24 protein-coding genes are annotated in these 21747 nt (G+C 71.3%); 16 read left to right on the top strand and 8 right to left on the bottom strand.

The window, feature by feature from the left end; translation table 11 throughout:
- The first annotated feature begins 12 nt into the window (after positions 1–12).
- Complete coding sequence (locus OHT77_RS13885; RefSeq protein ID WP_328828671.1) at positions 13–669, top strand: trimeric intracellular cation channel family protein; 657 nt, start codon at positions 13–15, stop codon at positions 667–669.
- On the opposite strand, the gene OHT77_RS13880 is transcribed toward OHT77_RS13885, so the two are convergent.
- A complete protein-coding gene (locus OHT77_RS13880; RefSeq protein WP_328828670.1) occupies positions 578–1825 on the bottom strand; it encodes an alpha/beta hydrolase in 1248 nt (415 codons plus the stop codon). The genes OHT77_RS13885 and OHT77_RS13880 overlap by 92 nt on opposite strands.
- A gap of 163 nt (positions 1826–1988) precedes the next feature.
- Between OHT77_RS13880 and OHT77_RS13875 the strand changes: the two genes are divergently transcribed.
- Positions 1989–2852 carry a thioesterase family protein gene (locus OHT77_RS13875; protein WP_328828668.1) on the top strand — a complete coding sequence of 288 codons (864 nt, stop codon included), beginning with the start codon at positions 1989–1991 and terminating at the stop codon, positions 2850–2852.
- Here the strand turns inward: OHT77_RS13875 and OHT77_RS13870 are convergent.
- Positions 2845–3432: a TIGR03086 family metal-binding protein gene (locus tag OHT77_RS13870; protein WP_328828666.1), complete on the bottom strand. Its 588-nt coding sequence runs from the start codon at positions 3430–3432 to the stop codon at positions 2845–2847. The genes OHT77_RS13875 and OHT77_RS13870 overlap by 8 nt on opposite strands.
- A 78-nt stretch (positions 3433–3510) precedes the next feature.
- Between OHT77_RS13870 and OHT77_RS13865 the strand changes: the two genes are divergently transcribed.
- Together OHT77_RS13865 and OHT77_RS13860 are read left to right on the top strand one after the other, a co-directional pair.
- Entirely contained in the window at positions 3511–4488 is a 978-nt protein-coding gene (locus tag OHT77_RS13865) for a helix-turn-helix transcriptional regulator (RefSeq protein WP_328828665.1), read from the top strand.
- Positions 4489–4628: 140 nt separating this feature from the next.
- Complete coding sequence (locus OHT77_RS13860; protein ID WP_328828663.1) at positions 4629–5003, top strand: hypothetical protein; 375 nt, start codon at positions 4629–4631, stop codon at positions 5001–5003.
- A gap of 81 nt (positions 5004–5084) precedes the next feature.
- Here OHT77_RS13860 and OHT77_RS13855 read toward each other — a convergent pair whose 3' ends face one another.
- A complete protein-coding gene (locus tag OHT77_RS13855; protein WP_328828662.1) occupies positions 5085–5708 on the bottom strand; it encodes a TetR family transcriptional regulator in 624 nt (207 codons plus the stop codon).
- A 141-nt stretch (positions 5709–5849) separates the two neighbouring features.
- Here OHT77_RS13855 and OHT77_RS13850 point away from each other — a divergent pair, with 141 nt between their 5' ends.
- From OHT77_RS13850 to OHT77_RS13840, 3 genes are all read left to right on the top strand, one after another.
- The gene (locus OHT77_RS13850) at positions 5850–6017 is read left to right on the top strand and encodes a hypothetical protein (protein ID WP_266772804.1); all 168 of its coding nucleotides are present in this window, start codon (positions 5850–5852) and stop codon (positions 6015–6017) included.
- Between the two features lie 65 nt (positions 6018–6082).
- Positions 6083–6367 carry a DUF4190 domain-containing protein gene (locus tag OHT77_RS13845; protein ID WP_328828660.1) on the top strand — a complete coding sequence of 95 codons (285 nt, stop codon included), beginning with the start codon at positions 6083–6085 and terminating at the stop codon, positions 6365–6367.
- Positions 6368–6439: 72 nt separating this feature from the next.
- On the top strand, positions 6440–7603 hold the full coding sequence (locus OHT77_RS13840; RefSeq protein ID WP_328828659.1) for a cysteine desulfurase family protein: 1164 nt from the start codon (positions 6440–6442) through the stop codon (positions 7601–7603).
- Positions 7604–7631: 28 nt separating this feature from the next.
- Here the strand turns inward: OHT77_RS13840 and OHT77_RS13835 are convergent, their stop codons facing one another.
- Both OHT77_RS13835 and OHT77_RS13830 read right to left on the bottom strand, forming a co-directional pair.
- Positions 7632–9305, bottom strand: a complete 1674-nt coding sequence (locus OHT77_RS13835) for a multicopper oxidase family protein (RefSeq protein WP_328828658.1) — start codon at positions 9303–9305, stop codon at positions 7632–7634.
- Positions 9306–9518: 213 nt separating this feature from the next.
- Positions 9519–10187, bottom strand: a complete 669-nt coding sequence (locus tag OHT77_RS13830; protein WP_328828657.1) for an N-acetylmuramoyl-L-alanine amidase — start codon at positions 10185–10187, stop codon at positions 9519–9521.
- A gap of 60 nt (positions 10188–10247) precedes the next feature.
- Between OHT77_RS13830 and mnmA the strand changes: the two genes are divergently transcribed.
- A complete protein-coding gene (gene mnmA / locus OHT77_RS13825; RefSeq protein ID WP_266772812.1) occupies positions 10248–11381 on the top strand; it encodes a tRNA 2-thiouridine(34) synthase MnmA in 1134 nt (377 codons plus the stop codon).
- Between the two features lie 52 nt (positions 11382–11433).
- Here mnmA and OHT77_RS13820 read toward each other — a convergent pair whose 3' ends face one another.
- Both OHT77_RS13820 and OHT77_RS13815 read right to left on the bottom strand, forming a co-directional pair.
- Entirely contained in the window at positions 11434–12213 is a 780-nt protein-coding gene (locus OHT77_RS13820; RefSeq protein ID WP_328828656.1) for an alpha/beta fold hydrolase, read from the bottom strand.
- A gap of 51 nt (positions 12214–12264) precedes the next feature.
- Positions 12265–12588, bottom strand: a complete 324-nt coding sequence (locus OHT77_RS13815) for a DUF427 domain-containing protein (RefSeq protein ID WP_266772816.1) — start codon at positions 12586–12588, stop codon at positions 12265–12267.
- 50 nt (positions 12589–12638) lie between these two features.
- Here OHT77_RS13815 and OHT77_RS13810 point away from each other — a divergent pair, with 50 nt between their 5' ends.
- From OHT77_RS13810 to OHT77_RS13790, 5 genes are all read left to right on the top strand, one after another.
- Entirely contained in the window at positions 12639–13178 is a 540-nt protein-coding gene (locus OHT77_RS13810; protein ID WP_328828654.1) for a TIGR00730 family Rossman fold protein, read from the top strand.
- A gap of 7 nt (positions 13179–13185) precedes the next feature.
- Complete coding sequence (locus OHT77_RS13805) at positions 13186–13884, top strand: SDR family oxidoreductase (protein ID WP_328828653.1); 699 nt, start codon at positions 13186–13188, stop codon at positions 13882–13884.
- Positions 13885–13934: 50 nt separating this feature from the next.
- Positions 13935–14942 carry a methionine synthase gene (locus tag OHT77_RS13800; protein ID WP_328828651.1) on the top strand — a complete coding sequence of 336 codons (1008 nt, stop codon included), beginning with the start codon at positions 13935–13937 and terminating at the stop codon, positions 14940–14942.
- A gap of 15 nt (positions 14943–14957) precedes the next feature.
- Positions 14958–17150, top strand: a complete 2193-nt coding sequence (ligA, locus tag OHT77_RS13795; protein WP_328828648.1) for an NAD-dependent DNA ligase LigA — start codon at positions 14958–14960, stop codon at positions 17148–17150.
- Between the two features lie 270 nt (positions 17151–17420).
- Complete coding sequence (locus OHT77_RS13790) at positions 17421–19679, top strand: putative bifunctional diguanylate cyclase/phosphodiesterase (RefSeq protein ID WP_328828647.1); 2259 nt, start codon at positions 17421–17423, stop codon at positions 19677–19679.
- A gap of 93 nt (positions 19680–19772) precedes the next feature.
- On the opposite strand, the gene OHT77_RS13785 is transcribed toward OHT77_RS13790, so the two are convergent.
- A complete protein-coding gene (locus tag OHT77_RS13785) occupies positions 19773–20357 on the bottom strand; it encodes a TetR/AcrR family transcriptional regulator (protein ID WP_328828646.1) in 585 nt (194 codons plus the stop codon).
- Positions 20358–20452: 95 nt separating this feature from the next.
- Here OHT77_RS13785 and OHT77_RS13780 point away from each other — a divergent pair, with 95 nt between their 5' ends.
- From OHT77_RS13780 to gatC, 3 genes are all read left to right on the top strand, one after another.
- Complete coding sequence (locus OHT77_RS13780) at positions 20453–20824, top strand: DUF4267 domain-containing protein (RefSeq protein ID WP_328828644.1); 372 nt, start codon at positions 20453–20455, stop codon at positions 20822–20824.
- A 37-nt stretch (positions 20825–20861) separates the two neighbouring features.
- Positions 20862–21356: a cupin domain-containing protein gene (locus OHT77_RS13775; RefSeq protein ID WP_328828643.1), complete on the top strand. Its 495-nt coding sequence runs from the start codon at positions 20862–20864 to the stop codon at positions 21354–21356.
- Between the two features lie 92 nt (positions 21357–21448).
- A complete protein-coding gene (gatC, locus tag OHT77_RS13770) occupies positions 21449–21745 on the top strand; it encodes an Asp-tRNA(Asn)/Glu-tRNA(Gln) amidotransferase subunit GatC (protein WP_007384860.1) in 297 nt (98 codons plus the stop codon).
- Positions 21746–21747: the final 2 nt, after the last annotated feature.

Raw genomic sequence — 21747 nt, 5'->3', positions numbered from 1 at the left:
TAACAATGTGGGGTGCTTCAGCAACTGTTCAGCCCCTCCGTCCAGCACACGCTCGACCTCGTCGGCATCTTCGTGTTCGCCATCTCCGGCGCGCTGCTGGCCGTCCGCAAGAACTTCGACGTGTTCGGCATCGCCGTGCTCGCCGAGGTCACCGCGCTGGGCGGAGGGGTGTTCCGCGACCTCATCATCGGGGCCGTGCCCCCGGCCGCCTTCACGGACCTGGGGTACTTCAGCACCCCGCTCTTCGCCGCGCTCCTCGTGTTCTTCCTCCATCCGCACGTGGAGCGCATCCAGTCCGGCGTCAACGTCTTCGACGCGGCGGGCCTCGGCCTCTTCTGTGTCACCGGCACGGTGAAGGCCTACGACTACGGGCTCGGCCTGACCTCCTCGGTGGCCCTCGGTCTCGGGTCCGCCGTCGGCGGCGGTGTGCTGCGGGACGTGCTGGCCAATGAGACCCCGTCCCTGCTCCGCTGGGACCGCGACCTGTACGCGGTCCCCGCGATCGTCGGCGCCACCATGGTCGCCGTGTGCATCCGCTACGACGCGGTGACCCCGTTCACCAGCGGGCTCGCGGTCGTCACCGCTTTCGTGCTGCGCCTGCTCGCGATGCGGTTCCACTGGCGAGCTCCGCGTGCGTGGAACCGGCGGTCGACCGTCCGTGAGGAGTAGTCGTAGTCGTCGTGGGGGGCTTCGCGTGCGGGTGGTTCTTGCCCATCTCCAGGGTCAGCCAGCGGAAGACCGCCTTCACCTGGGGCCGCCACAGCGCCATCGTGTGCCCGCCCGCGCTGCGCGGCAGGAACACCACGTGCACGGTCGTCGGCGCCTCGGCGACGGACGCCAGCGCGGTGCCCGCCTCGTAGCCGTCGCCGGACTCACCGGAGATGTACAGCGCGATCGGCGGCGGGGTCCTCTTGGCCCTCAGCAGCAGGTAGGGGTTGTTCGCGGCACGCGTGGCCGGGCTCGCGGCGGCGAGTGAATTGCGTTCCGCGATCGGGTCGTTGTAGCCGGACATGCCCACGGCGGCGCGGTAGCGGTCCGGGTGGGCGACGGCGAGCTTGACCGCGCAGTGCGCCCCGGCCGAGTAGCCGGCCACCGCCCAGCCCGAAGGGGCGGGCTCGGCACGGAAGTTGTCCATGACCATCTTCGGTACGTCGACGCTCAGCCAGGTGTCGGCGTTGACCGTGCCGGTGATGTTGGCGCAGCCGGTGTCGACACCGGCCAGCAGGTTGGTGCGCGGCGCGACCAGGATGAAGGGCGCGACCCGGCCGCTCCTCATCAGCGGCATCAGCTGCTCGTTCGCGTGCAGCGACCCGAACCAGGCCTTCGCCGAGCCGGGAAAGCCCGGCAGCAGCTCGACGACCGGGAACCTGTGGTGCCGGTAGGCGGGCTCCTTGTACTGCGGGGGCAGCCACACGTACACCTCGGCGTTGACGCCGGACACCCGGCCCTTGAGCTGGGTGACCTCGACCCCGCCGGCCGCGCGCATCCCGGGGCCCGCGGCGGGGGAGAAGTCCTGCCTGACCTTGGGCAGCCGCTTCAGCGAGATGTCCCCGGTGCCGTTCCTGCCGAGGTTCGCGGCCTGCTGGACGTGGTTGCCGGTGCCGAGGAGGTCGGCCCAGTTGTCGTAGAGGTTGTTCTGGTTGTTGACCATGACGAAGACCAGGGTGACGGCCGTGGCCTGGGCGAACAGCAGCATCAGGGCCCGTGCCGCCACGCGTACGGCCTTGGGGCCGCGCATCCGCGACCACAGCACGAGCGGCAGTATGAGAGCGACGATCGTCAGCACGACTGCGGTGTAGAGGAACGGAGTCCCGGTGAGGCTCATGTCCCCAAAGAGGGGGATCACGGGCCGCGGGTCACGGACGAGTTCGGACACTTACCAAGAAATTGCCGGTTCCTCACCCGGGCGGCTCAGGATCTGCCGGTGGTTTCATATGCCCGCAACAACAAAGCTACCGCTTAGTAATCACCTGTTGTACGGTTCATCCATGCCAGAAGCAGCATCCGCGCCTGCGGCCTCCCGGGCCGTGATCGGCGACAGCGAGTTCGACCGCGACACCGCCGTCGTCCGCCGCGCGCCGGGCGTCTACGACATTGACCTCTCGCCCGGCTGGACGATCATCAGCGCCGTCAACGGCGGCTACCTCCTCGCCGTCCTGGGCCGCGCCCTCGCGGACGCGCTGCCGCACGGCGACCCGTTCACGATCTCCGCGCACTACCTCACCGCGTCTCAGCCCGGCCCCGCGGTGATCCGCACGGACACGGTCCGCACTGGCCGCACCCTCTCCACCGGCCAGGCCTCCCTCTTCCAGTACGACGACGAGGGCCACGAGGTGGAACGCATCCGCGTCCTCGCCTCCTACGGCGACCTGGACACCCTCCCCGACGACGTCCGGACGACGGCCCGCCCGCCGGTGATCCCGCCCATGGACCAGTGCTTCGGCCCCGAGGACGGGCCGGCCCCCGTCCCCGGCAGCTCGGCCATCACCGACCGGCTGATGCTCAAGCTCGACCCGTCCACCCTCGGCTGGGCCCTCGGCGCGCCCTCCGGCAAGGGCGAGATGCGCGCCTGGTTCGGCCTCGCGGACGGCCGCGACGCGGACCCGCTCTCCCTGCTCCTCGCGGTGGACGCGCTCCCGCCGACCGCCTTCGAGATCGGCCTCAAGGGCTGGGTTCCCACGGTCGAACTCACCGTCCACGTCCGGGCCCGCCCCGCGCCGGGGCCGTTGCGGGTGTCGATCACCACCCGCAACCTGGCCGGCGGCTTCCTGGAGGAGGACGCGGAGGTCTGGGACAGCGCGGACCGACTGGTCGCGCAGTCACGGCAGTTGGCGCGGGCCCGGCTCAGCTGACCGGCTTCCGCCCCAGCCAGGCCGCCAACTGCCCGTAGGCGTCGGCCCCTTCGGGCGCCGCCTGGGCCGTGGCGAAGGGCGTGTCCGCGTCCCGCTCGGCGTCGGGCAGCACCCGGCGGGCGACGGCGAGCGCGAACTCGGCCAGTTCCGGGTCGAGTTGGATGGGGTGGCCGAGCGCCTCGGAGAGATCCCAGGCGTGGGTGACGTTCTCCATGAGATAGCCCGAGAGCGCGATCCGGCCCGGTGCCTCCCCCCACGGGACCCGGACCGGCGCGTCCAGCCGGGCGTCGTCCGCCCAGGCCTTCCTGACCCGGACGCGGGCCTCGTCGTAGGCGGCCGTCCAGCCCGTGTCGTCGACGCCGTCCACGAAGGGGTGGACGGCCATGCCGTCGCCGCCCTCGCCGACGGTCGCGATGCGGTGGGTGCCGCCGACGAGATGGCTCAGCAGGGTCCGCACGTCGAACTCGGTACAGGGAGTCGGGCCGTCCAGCTGCTCCGGCCGTACCGTCCCGATCAGGGCGGCGGCCTGCTCGGTGGCGCGGGTGTACAGGGGGCGGGGGTCGTTCGCGTCGGTGTTCATGGCAGCGATGCTGGACGCATAACCTGACAGTTTCCGTCAACATTTGCGCGGGGTTTCCGGGCGGCGGATCCTGGGGGAGTGAAGGCCGACCGACTCCTCTCGATCCTGTTGCTGCTCCAGACCCGGGGACGGGTTCCCGCACATGAACTCGCCGACCGGCTCGAGGTGTCGGTGCGGACCATCTACCGTGACGTCGAGGCGCTGTCCGCCTCCGGAGTGCCGGTGTACGCCGAGCGCGGGCGGCACGGCGGGATCGAGCTGCTCGCCGGGTTCCGCACGGACGTCACGGGCCTGACCGCCGACGAGTCCCGCGCCCTGTTCATCCTGGCCGCGCAGGGCGCCCACGCCGCCCTCGGCCTCGACGCCGCGCTCGGTTCCGCGCTGCGGAAGGTGATGGCCGCGCTCCCGGCGCCGTACCGCCCGGCCGCCGAGGTGACCTCCCGGCGCATCCTCGTCGACGCCACCCGCTGGAAGGGCGGGCCCCAACCCGCCGTGGATCTGGACGTGTTGCAGGACGCGGTCTTCGCCGACCGGCGGCTGCGGCTGCGCTACCGGCACAGTGGCGCGAAGGAACCGAGCACCTACACCGTCGACCCGTACGGCCTCGTCTCCAAGGCCGGTGTCTGGTACCTCGTCGCCGACCGCAGGGCCCGCCCCCGCCTCTTCCGCGCCGACCGAGTGCACTCGGCCACCCTGCTGCCCGACCCGGTGAAGCGCCGTCCGGGTGTCGAACTCGCCGACGCCTGGGAGGAGTTGCGCCGCCAGGTCGAGGAACGCCCCGGCGGACTCGACGTCACCGTCCGCGTCCGCCGCTCCCGCCTCGACATGTTCGTCCGCCTCAACGCCTCCTCGCTGGCCCAACTCCCCGAGGACGAGGGGGAGAAGGAGTGGGTGACGGTCCACCTGTCGTACGGCGTCGTGGGCGAGGCGCGTCAACTGCTGCAGTTCGCCGACGCGTTGGAGGTCGTGTCGCCGCCGGAGGTGCGCGCCGAGGTGGCCGCGGCGGCTGCTTCTGTCACGGAGCTGTACCAGCGAGTAAGCGGGCCTGCCGAGTGAACTCGCAGGTCAGCGGCGTCTCTTGAGGCGCTCTTTGCCCGGCGCACAGGTGTGGGACAGGGCGCCCCCAAGCGTCCCCTAAACGGCGTTGATTGGCTGCCCGCCTCAACACTCCCTCATCGTTTTTGGAGTTGTTTCTCATGAAGCGTGTACGGCTCGTCCCCGCCGTGGCCCTGCTGGTCCTCTCGCCCCTCGCCCTCGCGGCCTGCGGCTCGGGCGACTCGTCGTCGTCCTCCGGCTCCGGCTCAGGCAGCGGTAACTCCGGTTCCACACAGTCCTGTTCGGCCTCCGGTATGCCCACGGGCAACGCCACGGCACGCCCCGGCGGCGCCCCGTCCGGCGCACCCACGGGCGCCGCGGCCTCGGGCCGGCCCACCGGCAGGCCGACCGGCAACGCCTCCGGCATGCCGACCGGCGCACCCGGCGGAGCGGGCGGCCAGGGCGGCGGCCCCGGCGGCGGATGCGGCGGCGGTCCCGGCGGCGGCCGGATGAGCGGGGCCCCGCAGCAGGGCTGACCGCGCGCGCCCGCACGACAGGGGCGGCGCGTCCGGACACCGGGCGCGCCGCCCCTGTCGTACATCCGGGGTCCGGGCTGCTCAGCCGAGCCAGTGGCGGCGGCCGACGCTGATCAACCGCAGCTGGAGCTCGGCGAGTTGGGCCACGCGCTCGCGCTCCTCGGCCGTCGCCTCCAGTGCCTCCAGGAAGAGCGAGGCGGTGATGAGCATCTGGTCGACATAGAGGTGGGCCAGCATCAGCAGGTCCTCGTCGGACCAGCCCGCCGACTCCGGGTCCTTGGCGAGCTCGGCCTTCACCTCCTCGGAGAACCGGGCGAGCTGCTCCCGGATGGCCTCCCGCACCGGCTGGACCCCGCCGTGCCGCTCGCGGGCGATGAAGCGGACGTGGGCCGGGTGCGAGTCCACGTGGTGGGCGATCAACTCGACGGCGCGGGTGATGCGTTGGGCGCTGTCGGTGGGGGCCACGGTCTGCCGGATCATCGGGTGCAGGCTGCCCAGCGCCTCCTCGACGAGCGCGACCCCGAGGTCGGCCGTGGAGCGGAAGTGGCGGTAGAAGGCGGTCGGGGCGACGCCCACGGCCCGGGTGACCTCGCGCAGGCCGAGACTGCTCAGGCTCTGCTCCTCCAGCAGACCCAACGCGGCGTCCAGCAACGCCTGTCGGGTCTTCTGCTTCTGTGCCTGCCGGATGCCGAGGGTGTGACTCATGTCATCCAGTTAACAACTGTTCTCCGTAATTGAAAAGCCGTCGGACGGGATAGACTCAAGTTCAGTGAACAAGTGTTACTACAACCGTTCACCGAAACGTAACGAGAGTCGTCCCGGACATCTCGGAGGGGGATCCATCCCATGCTGTTCCTCGTCGTAGCGCTCCTGCTGTTCGGCGTCGTGGTGGGCACCGTGGCCCACGCGCCGCTCGCCTTCACCGCCGTCGCCGCCGCCGTCATCGCCGTATGGCTGGGCATCTTCGCGCTCCGCGAGCGGCACGGCCGCCGCGGCCGTCCGTCCGCCAACTGACCGACCGCCGCCGCCCGTCGGCCGCCCGACCCACCGCCCGCCCGATCATCGGGAGCTGAACCTCCATGCAACTCACCGCACCGGCAAGCAGCACCACCGCCGCCGTCAAGCCCACCGGCCGGCGCGACGCCGACGGCATGGCCGTCGCGTCCTTCATCCTCGGCCTCGTCGGCCTGCTCGTGCTCAACGTCTTCCTCGGCCCGATCGCCATCGCCCTGGCCGGCGCGGCGCTGTGGCGCGGCACCGCCCGTCGCGGCCGTGCCTTCCTCGGCCTCGGGCTCGGCATCGCCGATCTGCTGGTCCTCGTCGTCTTCATGCAGCTGGACAGCACCGTCTCCTGGAGCTTCTAGAGACGGTGCGGATTCCGTCGAGGCGCCCGCCCCTCCGGGGTACGCACCGGGGCCCGTAGAATCGGCGTCACCATGGCATACCTCGACCACGCCGCGACCACACCGATGCTTCCCGAGGCAGTCGAGGCGATGACGGCCCACCTGAGCATCACGGGCAACGCCTCCTCCCTCCACGCGTCCGGCCGCAAGGCCCGCCGTACGGTCGAAGAGGCCCGGGAAACCCTCGCCGAGGCGCTCGGCGCGCGACCCAGCGAGGTCGTGTTCACCTCCGGCGGCACCGAGGCCGACAACCTCGCGGTGAAGGGCCTGTACTGGTCCCGCCGCGACGCCGACCCGGCCCGCACCCGGGTGCTGGCCAGCCCCGTCGAGCACCACGCCGTCCTGGACGCCGTCCACTGGCTGGGCGAGCACGAGGGCGCCACCGTCGAGTACCTCCCGGTCGACTCCTACGGCCGTGTCCACCCCGAGGTGCTGCGCGAGGCGATCGCCCGCAACCCCGACGACGTCGCCCTCGCGACCGTGATGTGGGCCAACAACGAGATCGGCACGGTCCTGCCGGTCCGCGAACTCGCCGATGCGGCAGGGGAGTTCGGGGTCCCGCTGCACGCCGACGCGGTGCAGGCCTTCGGCCAGGTGCCGGTCGACTTCGCCGCCTCCGGGCTCGCCGCGGCCACCGTCTCCGGCCACAAGATCGGCGGGCCGTACGGCATCGGCGCCCTGCTGCTGGGCCGCGAGTACACCCCCGTACCCGTCCTGCACGGCGGCGGCCAGGAACGCCATGTCCGCTCCGGCACCCTCGACGTCCCCGCCATCGCCTCCTTCGCGGTCGCCGGCCGCCTCGCCGCCGAACAGCGCGAGTGGTTCGCCCGCGAGATCGGCGCCCTCCGCGACGACCTCGTGGCAGCCGTCCGTACGGCGGTCCCGGACGCGATCCTCGGCGGTGACCCGGTGCACCGGCTGCCGGCCAACGCCCACTTCACGTTCCCCGGCTGCGAGGGCGACTCCCTGCTGCTCCTGCTCGACGCCCAGGGCATCGAGTGCTCCACCGGCTCCGCCTGCACCGCGGGCGTCGCCCAGCCCAGCCACGTCCTGCTCGCCACCGGCACCGATCCGGACCTCGCCCGCGGCACCCTGCGCTTCTCGCTCGGCCACACCTCCACCGAGGCCGATGTCGAGGCCGTGGCCAAGGCGATCGGCCCGGCGGTCGACCGGGCCCGCGCCGCCGGACTGACCTGACCCGGAGACGACCGTGCCGAGCGCGGGACTAGCCGTCCGTCGCGGAGGCGGAGGCGCTCGCGGACGCGCTCGCACTGGCCGTGGCCGTGGCCGTGGAGTCGGTGCTGTCGGAGGTGTCGGTGGTGCTCGTGCCGGTCACCATGAGGGAGGCCATCATGCCCTCGTCCTCGTGCTGCAGCAGATGGCAGTGGAGCATGTACATATAGGTGTCGTCGGCGAAGTCGGTGAACTCCATGGCGATCTTGATCGAACCGCCGCCGACCACCTCGTAGGTGTCGTACCAGCCGAGCTGGACCCCGGTCGGATCCTCGCCGTTGACGGCGATCACCTGGTAGGGCACGTCGTGCAGATGGAACGAGTGCTCCAGCTGCGTGGCGTTCTGGATCGTCCAGATCTCCTTCGCGCCGACCGTCGTGCTGATCATCGCCATCGCGGCCATGGTCGTGCCGATGGCCCCGTTGATCTCCATGCTGGCGCCGCTCTGGCTCAGCGTGATCGTGCGCGCGGTGAAGTCGCTCGTGTCGTAGCGGTCGATCGTGTTGAGGGTGGTGGGCAGGTCGGCCGGGGTGTCGGTGCCGCTCGCCGTCACCGCGAGGACGTCGTACGTGCCGCTGCCACCGCGGATCCAGCCGGTGGTGATCACGGCCTGGAGGGTGGCGTCCGCGGTGAGGTCCATGACGAACTCGGCCCGCGCACCGGCCACCAGACGGATCGTAGTCACCTCGGTGGCCGCGGTCAGATAGCCCTGGTCGGTGCTGATCTGGGTGAGGGTGCCGCCGTCGCTGCGCTGGATCGCGATGATGTCGGACGGCGAGGCGTTCAGCGCGCGGAACCGGGTCCGGGTCTTCGTGGCGGTGAAACCGAGCGTGGTGGAGTCCACGTTGGTCCCGTTGAGCAGGAGCGGGAAGGTGGTGGTGCTCAGCCGGTAGCCGGCCGCGTCGTACTTGATGTCCCCCTCGGTGTCCACGGCCAGGGACTGGAAGATGAGCGGGACGTCGTCGACGCCGTAGTCGCTGGGCAGCGCGGCGGACGCGTCCGAGGAGTCCTCGACGATGATCATCCCGGCCAGGCCGTGCACGGCCTGCTTGGCGGTGGTGCCCAGGGCGTGCGGGTGGTACCAGAGGGTGGTGGCCGGGTCCTTGACGGTGAACGTGGGCGACCAGGTGGTGCCGTCGGCGAAGGCGACCTGGGGGCCGCCGTCCATCTTCGCCGGGACATGGGCGCCGTGGAAGTGGACGGTCGTGTCCTCGCCTGTGTCGTTGGTGATGTTGAGCAGGACCTCGTCGCCGTTCGTCCACTTCAGGGTGGGGCCGAGGAAGTCCTGGTTGTAGCCCATCGTGCTGCTGGTGACGCCCGGGATCACCTCATGGGTGCCGGTCTTGGCCTCCAGCGTGAACGTGGTGACGCCGCTGGAGGTGGTGCCCTCCAGCAGGTCCGGGATGACCAGGGTGCTGTCCGCCGCGGACGCCTTGTTCTTCGCCGCGTCGTTCAGCAGCGAGAAGGCGCCCCCGGCCGCGGCGACCGCCGCGATACCGGCCCCGGCCATGCCGCCGAGGAACCTGCGCCGGTGCAGGCCCTTGCCCCGGGCCGCACTCTCCTTGCCGTGGTCGCGCTTCTCCGCCGAGCTCTTGCGGTGGTTGCCCCTGGTGGCTCTGTTCTGTTCCGAGTTCTGTTCCGACGCGGGCTCGCTGGTGTGTGTCATGCGCCAGAGATTTGACCTAAGGGCTGTGTAAAGACTGGGCGACACTTAGTAGTCAGCAGGGCAAGCTGTGAAAGGTGAGCGTGCGTACTCACTTCACAACTCCCCTGGAAGAACTGCCGAGTTGGCGTGCCCCAGGTCACTTTCGGGACAGGGGACGCATCGGACACCGCCGTGACGGAAACGACTCATAGCCGCAGTGCGGTGTGACCTGAGTCACGCTTGTGTCCGGTGTGCCCGCGTTACGAGGTTCATGTACCGGTCCCAGTCCCAGTACCGCCCCGGGTCCGTGTGATCGGTCCCCGGCACCTCCACGTGCCCGATGACATGGTCCCGGTCGACGGGGATGCCGTACCGCCCGCATATCTGGGCCGTCAGCCGCGCCGAGGCCGCGTACATCGCGTCCGTGAACGACGACTTCCGGTCCACGAAGCCCTCGTGCTCGATGCCGACGCTTCGTTCGTTGTACTCCCGGTTCCCCGCGTGGAAGGCCACGTCCAGCTCGCGGATCATCTGTGTGACGGCGCCCTCCTTGCGGACGATGTAGTGCGCCGCCGCCTGGTGCCCGGGGTTCTGGAAGGCCTTCACCGCGCTGTCGTAGCCGCCCTGGGTGACATGGATGACCACCCGGTCTATCGCGTAGTCGTCCGGCCGGTCCGCCCGCCGGTAGTTCGCCGAGGAGGCCGCCACCCAGGTCGCGCCCAGGAAGTCGACCGCACCGGGCGTCCGGGGCTTCTCCACGCCCGGCATCCGCCACCACAGCCGCGACAGCTCGTCCCGCGCCAGCACCGCCGTCCCCACGGCCGCCGCGGCGCCGCCGATCAGCAGAGCGCGCCGCCCGGGCCGCCGCCCCGCCGTCTCTCCGTCGTCCTTCGTCTCCCCCATGTGATCGTCAACGGATACTCGCGGGTCCCGGTTCCCGAGGACCCGTACTCTGGAAGGGTTATGACTGAGACCTCCTCGCAGAGCCCCCGCCCGCTGCGCGTACTCGCCGCCATGTCCGGCGGAGTCGACTCCGCCGTGGCCGCCGCCCGGGCCGCCGAAGCCGGCCACGACGTGACCGGCGTCCACCTCGCGCTCTCCGCGAACCCCCAATCGTTCCGCACGGGCGCGCGTGGCTGTTGCACCATCGAGGACTCGCGGGACGCCCGCCGTGCCGCCGACGTCATCGGCATCCCGTTCTACGTCTGGGACCTCGCCGACCGCTTCCGCGAGGACGTCGTCGAGGACTTCGTCGCCGAGTACGAGGCCGGCCGCACCCCGAACCCCTGTCTGCGCTGCAACGAGAAGATCAAGTTCGCCGCGCTCCTCGACAAGGCGCTCGCCCTCGGCTTCGACGCCGTCTGCACCGGCCACTACGCCCAGGTGATCGTCAACGAGGACGGCAGCCGCGAACTGCACCGCGCCTCCGACATGGCCAAGGACCAGTCCTACGTCCTCGGCGTCCTGGACGAGAAGCAGCTCGCGCACGCCCTCTTCCCGCTCGGCGACACCGTGACGACGAAGGACGAGATCCGCGCGGAGGCCGAGCGGCGCGGCCTCGCGGTCGCCAAGAAGCCCGACTCGCACGACATCTGCTTCATCGCCGACGGCGACACCCAGGGCTTCCTCGCGGGCCGCCTGGGCAAGGCCGAGGGCGACATCGTCGACGAGTCCGGCGAGGTCATCGGCTCGCACGAGGGCGCGTACGGCTTCACCATCGGCCAGCGCAAGGGCCTGCGCATCGGCACCCCGGCCGCCGACGGCAAGCCGCGCTACGTCCTGGACATCTCCCCGGTCGACAACACCGTGACGGTCGGCCCGGCCGCCTCCCTGGACGTCAGCGGCCTGACCGCCGTCCGCCCCCGCTGGTGCGGCACGGCCCCCACCGGCCCCGGCACCTACACGGCCCAGCTCCGCGCCCACGGCGGCGAGACCGAGGTCACCGCCGAACTCGTCGACGGCACCCTGGAGGTGTCCTTCAGCGAGCCGGTGCGGGGCGTGGCCCCCGGGCAGGCGATCGTGCTCTACGACGACACGCGCGTGGTGGGGTCGGCGACGATCGCGACGACCACGCGCGCGGCGACGGCGATGGCCTGACCCGCACGGCTGATACCGGGCCCGGTCGTGACCGACTCGGGCCCGCGCAGGGCTAGTCCGAGAAGAACTCCGTGAGCACCGGCGCCAGGACGGCCGGGTCCACCATGTGGGTCTGGCCGTCCAGGACGCGGTACGTCCCGTCCGGCGCCGCGTCGGCCGCGTTTCGCGCGGCCTGACGCATCCACTCCGGGCTCGCGCCGCCCGCGATGCCGAGCACCGGGACGGACAGGGACGCCAGCCGCTCCACCGGGACCAGGCCGTCGCCCAGGGCCGCGTCGTCGTAGACGAGGGTGGGGGCGATCGCCTCCATGCCGGGCCACATGGGGGAGTGGCGGGCGCCCTCGATCATCTCCGGGGGCGCGCCGGTGAGCGCCATGAACAGCGCCACGGCGTCACCGCGGCGGTCCTCGGCGAGGAGTTCCTTCAGCCGCTCGGTGTACTCGGCGCGCTCCTTGGCGCCGCTCCCGTCGAGCGCGAACGGCGGCTCGTACAGGGCGACTCCGGTCACCGGCAGGCCGCTCGCCGCCGCGTGCACGGCCAGCGCGGCGCCCGAGGAGTGGCCGTAGAGCGCGGCGCTGCCGCCCACGGCGTCGATCAGCGCCGCGATGTCCTCGACCTCACGGGCCACCGCGAACGGCGCCGTGTCGCCGCTCGCGCCCCGGCCCCTGCGGTCGTACGGGACGGCCCCGAACCGGTGCGAGAGCTGCGCGGCGAGCGGCAGCAGCCCGTCGCCCGTGGTCATCGCGCCACCGACCAGGACGACGGGCGAACCCGCACCGATGCGTTCGTACGCGATGGCGGTGCCGTCGCGCGAAACAGTCTTCTTGTCCATGGAACGGAGACTGCCGCACGCGAGCGAACTAATCGGTCACGACACTTCCGCTCACACCACCTCTACTTCGTAGAAGCAGAGGTGGTCCTTGATCTGCGCGACGTCCGGCTTGGGGTCGGGGTAGGCCCACACCAGGTCGGTCGCGTCGGGGAGGGACCAGTAGGACGCGTCCCCCTTGAAGGGGCAGTGGGTGTGGGTCTCGGAGGGGGTCAGGAGGTCCAGGCGTACGTCCTCCGGAGGGAGGTAGTAGCGCACGGGACAGCCCGTCTCCTTCAGGATCAGGGGGCGGTCGCTCTCCGCCAGCACCTGGTCGCCGTGGACGACGCGTACGCGGCGGTCGCCCTGCTCGATCGTGATCGTGTGTCCGTCAGCCATACCCGAAAAGCACTCGCGGGCTCCTGGTTCTTCCCGCGTACGGTGACGACATGAAGATCTGTGTGTTTCTCTCCGCCGCCGACCTGGACGAGCGCTACACCCGCCCCGCGCGGGAGTTCGCGGAACTGCTGGGCAAGGGCGGGCACACGCTCGTGTGGGGCGGTTCCGAGTCCGGGCTGATGAAGGTGGTCGCCGACGGCGTCCAGGCGACCGGGGGACGCCTCGTGGGCGTCTCGGTGACCTTCCTGGCGGCGTCCGCGCGGGCGGACGCCGACGAGATGGTGATCGCGGCCGACCTCGCGGAGCGCAAGCGGCTGCTCCTGGAGAAGTCCGACGCCGTGGTGATCATGGTGGGCGGCACGGGGACGCTGGACGAGGCGACGGAGATCCTGGAGCTGAAGAAGCACGGCCACACCGACAAGCCGGTGGTGCTGCTCAACACGGCGGGCTTTTACGACGGCCTCAAGAGCCAGTTCCTGCGCATGGAGGAGGAGGGGTTCCTGCCCGTCCCGCTCACCGACCTGGTGTTCTTCGCGGAGGAGCCGGTCGGGGCGCTGGCCTACCTCGAGGAGTCGTTCGGTACGCCGTGATGCGAGCATGGCGGGCATGGCTACACATGTGATCACCGGGGCCGGTTCCGGCATCGGCGCGGCCGTCGCCCGCCGCCTGCACGCGCGCGGGGACGACCTCGTGCTCCACGCGCGCGACGCGGGCCGCGCGAAGGAACTGGCGGCGGAGTACCCCGGGGCGAGCACCCTGGTGGGCGATCTGGCGGACCCGGACAAGCTCAGCTGGGCGTTCTCGCACCAGAGCCTGCCCGACCGGGTGGACACGCTGCTGCACATCGCCGGGGTCGTCGACCTCGGCCCGGTCGGCGAGCTGACCCCGAAGTCCTGGCGTCACCAGCTCAACGTCAACCTCATCGCGCCCGCGGAACTGACCCGCCACTTCCTGCCCCAACTCCGGCTCTCCGGCGGGCACGTCCTCTTCGTGAACTCCGGCGCGGGCCTGCGCGCGAGCGCCGACTGGTCGGCGTACGCCGCCTCCAAACACGGCCTCAAGGCCCTCGCGGACTCCCTCCGCCACGAGGAGCACCCCCACGGCGTCCGCGTCACGTCCGTCTACCCCGGCCGCACCGCCAGCCCGATGCAGGCCAAGGTCCACCAACAGGAGGGCAAGCCGTACGACGCGGCCCAGTGGATCGACCCCGAGTCGGTCGCGACGACGATCCTCATGGCGATCGACCTGCCGGGGGACGCGGAGGTCAACGACCTGACGGTACGACCGGGACGGTGAGCGGGGCGGCCGGGAAATGAACGGGGCCGAGGGTTCCGTAGGCTTCCGGGGTGAGCAACAACAGCCAGTTCAGCTTCGGTGCCGCCACCGGTGTCGGTTCCCTGCCCGGTGGTGACGCCCGGGAGGCCGCCCGGACCGCGACCGGCGCCTTTGAGGACTTCCCGTTCCTGCCCGAGCTGCCCGCCCGGGGCCCCGGCGCGGACATGATCGGCCGGACCGCGGGACTCCTCGTCGAGGTGTACGCGCGCGTGGAGCCCAGCGGGTGGCGGGTCGGCGACCGGCCGGGCCGGGACACGAAGCGGGCGTGGGCTTGGCTGGGGGAGGACCTCGACGCCCTGGAGGAGTTCACCCAGGGGTACGAGGGCCCGCTCAAGGTGCAGGCAGTGGGCCCCTGGACCCTCGCCGCGAGCCTGGAGCTGAGGAACGGCGAGTCCGCGCTCTCCGACCTCGGCGCCGGCCGGGACCTCGCCGCCTCGCTCGCGGAGGGCCTGCGCAACCACCTCGCCGACGTCCAACGCCGCGTCCCCGGCGCCCAGATCGTCCTGCAGCTCGACGAACCCTCCCTCATGGCCGTCCTGCGCGGCCAGGTCAGATCGGCCAGCGGCTACCGCACCCACCGCGCCGTCGACCGCCAACTCGTCGAGGACACCCTCCGCGAGGTCGTCGGCGTGCACGGGAACGGCCCGGTCGTCGTCCACTCCTGCGCCCCGGACGTCCCGTTCGCCCTGCTGCGCCGCGCGGGCGCCGCCGGGGTCTCCTTCGACTTCTCCCTCCTCACCGAGCGTGACGACGACGTGATCGGCGAGGCCGTCGAGGCGGGTACCCGGCTGTTCGCCGGTGTCGTGCCGGGCACGGACACCGCATTGTCGGACCCTGCCGGTAGCGTCATGGGTGTCAGGACGCTGTGGCGCAGGCTGGGGCTGCGACCGGGACTTCTCGCGGAGACGGTCACGATCACCCCGTCGTGCGGACTCGCGGGGGCTTCTCCCGAGTACGCGCGCCACGCTCTCGCCCACTGCGTCCGGGCGGCGAGATCCCTCGCGGACAACCCTGAGTGACGGAAGGACAACACGGTGGCCGGCGACAGGCAAGCGGAGACGACGGTGCCCGCAGAGGCACGGGAGAAGCACGCGCAGCTCGCTGAGCAGATCGAGGAGCACCGCTTCCGGTACTACGTGAACGACGCCCCGGTCGTCAGCGACGCGGAGTTCGACAAACTCCTGCGCGCCCTGGAGGCGTTGGAGGAGGAGCACCCCGAGCTGCGCACGCCGGACTCCCCGACGCAGAAGGTTTCCGGGGCGTACGAGACGGAGTTCACGTCCGTCGTCCACCGCTCCCGCATGCTCTCCCTGGACAACGCGTTCGACGACCTGGAGCTGGCGGCCTGGGCCGAGCGCGTCCACAAGGACGTCGGCAGCGCCGAGCACCACTTCCTGTGCGAGCTGAAGGTCGACGGCCTCGCGGTCAACCTGACGTATGAGCACGGCCGCCTCACGCGCGCGGCGACCCGCGGTGACGGCCGTACGGGCGAGGACATCACGCCCAACGTCCGGACGATCGCGGAGATCCCGGACCGCCTCACCGGCGACCGCGTGCCCGGCCTGGTGGAGATCCGCGGCGAGGTCTACTTCCCGATGGAGAAGTTCGAGGAGCTGAACGCCCGGCTGGTCGAGGCCGGCGACAAGCCCTTCGCCAACCCCCGTAACGCGGCGGCGGGTTCACTCCGCCAGAAGGACCCCCGCGTCACCGCCACCCGCCCCCTGCACATGGTCGTGCACGGCATCGGCGCCCTGGAGGACTTCACCCCCCTCACCCGCCTCTCGGAGGCGTATGACCTGCTGAAGACCTGGGGCCTGCCGACATCGCCGTACAACAAGGTGGTCGACGACCTCGACGCCGTACGGGAGTTCATCCGGTACTACGGCGAGAACCGGCACTCCGTGGCGCACGAGATCGACGGCGTGGTCGTCAAGCTCGACGAGATCCCCCTCCAGGGGAGGCTCGGTTCCACCTCCCGCGCCCCGCGCTGGGCGATCGCGTGGAAGTACGCGCCCGAGGAGGTCAACACCAAGCTCCTCAACATCCGCGTGGGCGTGGGCCGTACGGGCCGGGTCACGCCGTACGCCCAGGTCGAGCCGGTGACGGTGGCGGGCTCGGAGGTCGAGTTCGCGACGCTGCACAACCAGGAGGTCGTCAAGTCCAAGGGCGTCCTCATCGGCGACACCGTGGTGCTGCGCAAGGCCGGTGACGTCATCCCGGAGATCCTCGGCCCGGTCGCCGACCTGCGGGACGGCAGCGAGCGGGAGTTCGTGATGCCGGCCGAGTGCCCCGAGTGCGGCACACCGCTGCGGCCGATGAAGGAGGGCGACATCGACCTCCGCTGCCCGAACGCCCGTACCTGCCCCGCCCAGTTGAGAGAGCGGCTCTTCTATCTCGCGGGCCGCAAGGCGCTCGACATCGACCACTTCGGCTATGTCTCGGCGGCGGCCCTCACCAAGCCGCTGGAGCCCGCGGACCCGCCGCTCGCCGACGAGGGTGACCTGTTCGACCTCACCATCGAGCAGCTGCTCCCCATCAAGGCGTACGTCCTCGACCAGGACAGCGGGCTGCCCAAGCGCGACCCGAAGACCGGCGAGGAGAAGATCGCCACGGTCTTCGCCAACCAGCAGGGCGAGCCCAAGAAGAACGCGCTGGCGATGCTGGACACCATCGCCGCCGCCAAGGACCGCCCGCTCGCCCGCATCCTCACCGGACTGTCGATCCGTCATGTCGGCCCGGTCGCGGCCGAGGCGCTGGCCCGCGAGTTCCGGTCGATCGAGCGCATCGAACAGGCCACCGAGAAGGAGCTGGCCGACACCGCCGGTGTCGGCGGGATCATCGCCGCCTCGGTCAAGGAGTGGTTCGCCGAGGACTGGCACCAGGAGATCCTCCGCAAGTGGCGGGCCGCCGGGGTCCGCATGGAGGAGGAGGGTTCCGCGGAGGACGAGGGTCCGCGCCCGCTGGAGGGCCTGACCGTGGTCGTGACCGGCACACTCGAACATTTCACGCGGGACGGGGCGAAGGACGCCCTGCAGAGCCGCGGAGCGAAAGTGACCGGTTCTGTTTCGAAGAAGACGTCTTTCGTCGTCGTAGGTGACAATCCTGGTTCGAAGTACGACAAGGCGATGCAGGTCAAGGTGCCTGTTCTGAACGAGGACGGCTTCACCGTCCTGTTGGAGCAGGGCCCCGAGGCCGCCGCCGAAGTCGCGCTTCCGGTCGAGGAGTAGGGAGGAGCAGCGGTTGAAGGCCACCCGATCTGCGCATACCAGATGCATACGGGTGGCCGGGTCGCATTCGGGCAACCGTCTACGACCGCTGCCCGTGGAAGCCTTCTGCGGCCTACTGTTGAGGTGTGCACCTGCCGTGCCCAGCTGCGGTTGGGGCAATCCCCTGCTCTTGGTGAGCAGGGGGAGGGGTTTTCCAAACGCGGTGCCGTTGACGGAAGTCGGGCAGCGGACCGCGTGGCGTGGGCACCGCCGGCTGTGAGAGGGACGGGAATGGAACCGACCGAGAGCGCCCCCCCGGACTCACTGCTGCGCCGGGTCACCGGCGCCTGGCGGGAGAGTCGTTGGGGAGCGCGACCCGTGGAGCGTCCGGGCGCCCAGCCGCGCGCCACCGGACAGTACTCCACGCCGGACGCGCGCCACTCCGTACCGCTGACCTCCGACCCGACCGCCGGACTGCCCGGCGGCGAGTCCGGACGCCATCTGAGCTGGCCCGCCCTGCCGGCAGGGGTGGTGGCCGCGGCCGGGTTCGTCCTCGGCGCCGGTTTCTTCCGGGCGTTCACCGGTGACCACGCGCTCTTCCCGTCCGGCACGGTCGGCTGGTCGCTGGCCGTCCTGACCGGCATCATCGTCGGCCACCTGGTCGCCCTCGGCCGCGCCCGCTGGTGGGGCGGCACCGGCTCGGGCGCCGCCCTCACCCTCGGCGTCCTGCTGCTCTACGGCTGGGTCGCCGCCGGCATGGTCAGCCTCACCGTCGTCGTCCTGGTCGGCATAGCCCGCCGCAACCGCTGGCGCCAGGGCGTGCTGCACGGCGCGGTGGACATCCTCGGCATCGCCGCCGGAGCACTCGTCCTGGGCTCCTTCGGCCGGGTGCCGTCGGTCGAGACGCCCTGGAACCCGGACAGTTGGACGGTCTACACCGCCCCCGAAGTCGTCCTGGTCGCCGTCGCCTACCTCGCCGTGACCCGCACCCTGCTCTGGTACCTGCACGCCCCGCGCAACGGCGGACTGCCCACCGTCGCCCGCACCGCTCTGCTGAGACAGGGCCTGGTCGCCGTGGCCCTGCTCGGCATCGCCCCGCTGATCTGCGTGGTCGCCGTGGCGCAGCCGGTCCTGCTGCCGCTCTTCTCGATCCCGCTCATCGCCCTCGACTCGACTCTGTGGATGGCCCGGGCCAGGGCCGAGGAGCAGCTGCGCGACCCGCTGACCGGGCTGCCCAACCGGCAGTGGCTCCTGGAGCGCATCTGGACCGCCCTGGACGACGCCGAGCGCATCGGCGCCAAGGCCGCCCTCATGCTCATCGACCTCGACCGGTTCCGGTCGGTCAACGACACCCTGGGCCATCTCGCCGGTGACCGGCTGCTGTTGCAGATCGCGGACCGGCTGCGGGTGGCGCTGCCGCGCGGGGCGGAGGCCGCGCGGCTCGGTGGTGACGAGTTCGCCGTGCTGCTGCCCGTCGCCGACTCCACCACGTCCGCGACCCGGGTGGCGCGCAACCTCGTCGCCGCGCTCAGCTCCCCGCTCGACCTCGACGGGCTCACCCTCGTCCTGGAGGCCAGCGCGGGCGTCGCCGTCTTCCCCGACCACGCCCTCGACGCCGAGGGACTGCTGCGCCGGGCGGACGTCGCGATGTACCAGGCGAAGCGGGACCGTACGGGCGTGGAGGTCTACGAGTCCAAGCGGGACTCCAACACCCCTGACCGGCTGGGTCTGTTGGGGGATCTGCGGCGGGCGCTCGACGCGCACGAGGTGCAGCTGCACTACCAGCCCAAGGTCCGTTTCGACGGTCAGGTCGCCGGGCTCGAGGCGCTGGTGCGGTGGGTGCATCCGGAGCGCGGGAAGGTGCCGCCGGACGAGTTCATAGCGATCGCCGAGTCGTCCGGGCTGATGCCGCATCTCACCGAGTACGTGCTCGACACCGCTCTCGCCCAGGTCGCCAGGTGGCGGGCCCAGGGGCTGTTCGTGCCGGTCGCGGTGAACGTCTCGCCGCGCGATGTGCACACCCCCGGGTTCGCGGGGTCCGTCGCCGCGCGGCTCGCCCGGCACGGTGTCCCCGCGGGGTCGCTCCAGCTGGAGATCACCGAACACGTCCTCCTGGAGGACCCGCAGCGCGCCGCCGACACCCTCAACGGGCTGACCGGGCACGGCGTGAAGATGTCCCTCGACGACTTCGGCACGGGGTATTCGTCGCTGGTGCATCTGCGGCGGCTGCCGGTCAGTGAGCTGAAGATCGACCGGTCGTTCGTGGCCCGGCTGGCGGTGGACACGGAGGACGCGGAGATCGTCCGGTGCACCGTCGATCTCGCGCATTCCCTCGGGCTGCTCGTCGTGGCCGAGGGGGTCGAGGACGACGAGACGTGGGAGCGGCTGCGGGATCTGGGGTGTGACGCCGTGCAGGGGTGGCTCGTCGCCGCGGCGATGCCTCCGGAGGACATGACGGCGTGGCTCCGGGCTCGCGGGTCGCGGGGGTGGCAGCGGCCGCGGGCTGCGTTGCCGGCGGCGGCCGCGGACGATCCGGGGCGGATCGGGTGACCTTCCGCGCCTGGTGGGGCGGGGGCTTCTGGTCGGTCGCGGCTGCGGCCCGGTGGTGGCCTGTCGCGCAGTTCCCCGCGCCCCTTGGGGGGTTCAGCTCACCCCTGCTGTGAAGTGGGCGGTCAGCAGCGCGAGCCGCTGCTCGTGGTCCTTCTCCGGTAGGCGCCCGCTGCGCATCAACGTCACCAGTCCATGCAGGCCCGCCCAGTACGTCTCCGTGAGCACGCCCGGGTCGTCGCCCTCGGCCGCGATGGGCTCGACGGCCTGGAAGATCTCGCCGAAGGCCGCCTGCAGGGGCGCCGGTGCCTCCGGGGTGGCGAACGGCAGGTCCACCATGTGCGTGAACATCGCGTCGTAGAGGGCCGGGCGGCGGCGCCCGAACGAGGTGTACGTCTCACCGATCGCGCTCAGTGCCCCGCGCGTGCCCCGGGCCGCCGTGCGCGCCGTACGCAACTCTGCGGCCAGTTCGGCGCAGCCCTCCACCGCCACCGCCGCCATGATCGCGCCCTTGTCCTTGAAGTGGCTGTAGAGCACGGGCTGGCTGTACTCGATCTCGGCCGCCAGGCGCCGGGTCGTCACCGCGTCCCAGCCCTCCGTCTCGGCGAGTTCCCGTGCGGCCGAGACGATCAGCCGTTCCCGCTCCGCCCGCTCGCGCTCCCGGCGCGTCTGAATCGTCATGCCCTGGATTCTAGCACCGCTAGCGTTCCTGTCGTCGCTCTGCTAGCTTCGCTCTTGTCGCTAGCGCCGCTAGCAAACGAGACGGGAGAAGTGGCATGACCATCACCGCGTACACCCTGGCGATCGCGCTCGACCTGTTCTGCCTGTTCCTCGGCTACCGGTTCCTGTTCCGGCCCGGCCCCGCAGCCGCCGGGTACGGAGTGCCGGCCGACCCCGCCGGAGACGCCGGCGCCTACCTCACGATCAAGGGCGTCCGGGACGGCACCCTGGGCCTGGTCGGCCTCGCGGTGCTGGCCTTCGCCGGGGCGCATGCCGAGGCCTGGTTCATGCTCTGCGTCGCGGTCATCCCCTTCGGCGACACCGCGATAGTCCTGCGGCACGGCGGAGCGAAAGCCGTCGCGTTCGGGATCCACTTCGCCACGGCGATCGTTGTACTGATCAGTGCCGCCCTGCTCTTCCTCGCCTGAGCCGTGCTCCTCCTTCCCTTCCGAACGGGGTTCCGACATGTCGCTGCTCGTCCCGAAGTCCGGTGAGTCCGTGATCGTCCGCGATGCCGAGGCCGAGGTGGTGGGCCGGGCGCCCGTCACCGTGAAGCTGCTGGCGGACAGCAGCTCGACCGGCGGTGCGCTGTCCACGCAGCGCGTCACCCTCACGGCCGGAGCGGACGGCGCGAAACCGCACTGGCACGGAAAGTCCGCCGAGATGTTCTTCCTGCTCGACGGCGCCGCCGAGATCCTCTCCGGCGACCAGGTCGTCACCGCGGGCCCCGGCGACCTGGTCGTCGTACCGCCCGGCCTGCCGCACGCCTTCGCCGCCGCACCCGGTGCCGACGCCGACCTCCTCATCGTCCTGACCCCCGGCGTCGAGCGCTTCGAGTACTTCCGTCACCTCCAGCGCATCGCCCTCGGAGAGGTCGGCCCGGAGAGCCTCCTGGAGGTGCAGGAGGTGTACGACAACCACTTCATGAAGAGCGCGGCATGGGACGCCCGGGACCGGTGACCGGGGTCCCGGGGAAACCGTTTAACGGCTGAGGGCCCCCGCCCCATAGGATTGGCGCCAAACCACACACACTCACCCCAGAGGAATGCTGCATGCCTGGCATCACGCGCGAGGAGGTCGCCCACCTCGCCCGGCTGGCGCGTCTGGAGCTGAAGCCCGAAGAGCTCGAGCACTTCGCGGGACAGCTGGACGACATCATCGGCGCGGTCGCCCGCGTCAGCGAGGTCGCCGACCAAGACGTACCGCCGACCTCCCACCCGCTGCCGCTGACGAACGTCATGCGCGCGGACGAGGTCCGTCCCTCGCTCACCCCCGAGCAGGCGCTCTCCGGCGCCCCGGCCCAGGAGCAGCAGCGTTTCAAGGTGCCGCAGATCCTGGGGGAGGACTAGAA

The organism is Streptomyces sp. NBC_00252, from assembly GCF_036187565.1.
Classification (GTDB): Bacteria; Actinomycetota; Actinomycetes; order Streptomycetales; family Streptomycetaceae; genus Streptomyces.
Note: the sequence above shows the minus strand (reverse complement) of the source record. Positions and strands in the feature narration are given on the sequence as shown.

Excerpts from the sequence above, each read along its gene's own strand:
- OHT77_RS13880 (WP_328828670.1), bottom strand. The coding sequence starts at position 1,825 with ATGAGCCTCACCGGGACTCCGTTCCTCTACACCGCAGTCGTGCTGACG.
- OHT77_RS13875 (WP_328828668.1), top strand. The coding sequence starts at position 1,989 with ATGCCAGAAGCAGCATCCGCGCCTGCGGCCTCCCGGGCCGTGATCGGC.
- OHT77_RS13870 (WP_328828666.1), bottom strand. The coding sequence starts at position 3,432 with ATGAACACCGACGCGAACGACCCCCGCCCCCTGTACACCCGCGCCACC.
- OHT77_RS13860 (WP_328828663.1), top strand. The coding sequence starts at position 4,629 with ATGAAGCGTGTACGGCTCGTCCCCGCCGTGGCCCTGCTGGTCCTCTCG.
- OHT77_RS13855 (WP_328828662.1), bottom strand. The coding sequence starts at position 5,708 with ATGAGTCACACCCTCGGCATCCGGCAGGCACAGAAGCAGAAGACCCGA.
- OHT77_RS13850 (WP_266772804.1), top strand. The coding sequence starts at position 5,850 with ATGCTGTTCCTCGTCGTAGCGCTCCTGCTGTTCGGCGTCGTGGTGGGC.
- OHT77_RS13845 (WP_328828660.1), top strand. The coding sequence starts at position 6,083 with ATGCAACTCACCGCACCGGCAAGCAGCACCACCGCCGCCGTCAAGCCC.
- OHT77_RS13840 (WP_328828659.1), top strand. The coding sequence starts at position 6,440 with ATGGCATACCTCGACCACGCCGCGACCACACCGATGCTTCCCGAGGCA.
- OHT77_RS13835 (WP_328828658.1), bottom strand. The coding sequence starts at position 9,305 with ATGACACACACCAGCGAGCCCGCGTCGGAACAGAACTCGGAACAGAAC.
- OHT77_RS13830 (WP_328828657.1), bottom strand. The coding sequence starts at position 10,187 with ATGGGGGAGACGAAGGACGACGGAGAGACGGCGGGGCGGCGGCCCGGG.
- mnmA (WP_266772812.1), top strand. The coding sequence starts at position 10,248 with ATGACTGAGACCTCCTCGCAGAGCCCCCGCCCGCTGCGCGTACTCGCC.
- OHT77_RS13820 (WP_328828656.1), bottom strand. The coding sequence starts at position 12,213 with ATGGACAAGAAGACTGTTTCGCGCGACGGCACCGCCATCGCGTACGAA.
- OHT77_RS13815 (WP_266772816.1), bottom strand. The coding sequence starts at position 12,588 with ATGGCTGACGGACACACGATCACGATCGAGCAGGGCGACCGCCGCGTA.
- OHT77_RS13810 (WP_328828654.1), top strand. The coding sequence starts at position 12,639 with ATGAAGATCTGTGTGTTTCTCTCCGCCGCCGACCTGGACGAGCGCTAC.
- OHT77_RS13805 (WP_328828653.1), top strand. The coding sequence starts at position 13,186 with ATGGCGGGCATGGCTACACATGTGATCACCGGGGCCGGTTCCGGCATC.
- OHT77_RS13790 (WP_328828647.1), top strand. The coding sequence starts at position 17,421 with ATGGAACCGACCGAGAGCGCCCCCCCGGACTCACTGCTGCGCCGGGTC.
- OHT77_RS13785 (WP_328828646.1), bottom strand. The coding sequence starts at position 20,357 with ATGACGATTCAGACGCGCCGGGAGCGCGAGCGGGCGGAGCGGGAACGG.
- OHT77_RS13780 (WP_328828644.1), top strand. The coding sequence starts at position 20,453 with ATGACCATCACCGCGTACACCCTGGCGATCGCGCTCGACCTGTTCTGC.
- OHT77_RS13775 (WP_328828643.1), top strand. The coding sequence starts at position 20,862 with ATGTCGCTGCTCGTCCCGAAGTCCGGTGAGTCCGTGATCGTCCGCGAT.
- gatC (WP_007384860.1), top strand. The coding sequence starts at position 21,449 with ATGCCTGGCATCACGCGCGAGGAGGTCGCCCACCTCGCCCGGCTGGCG.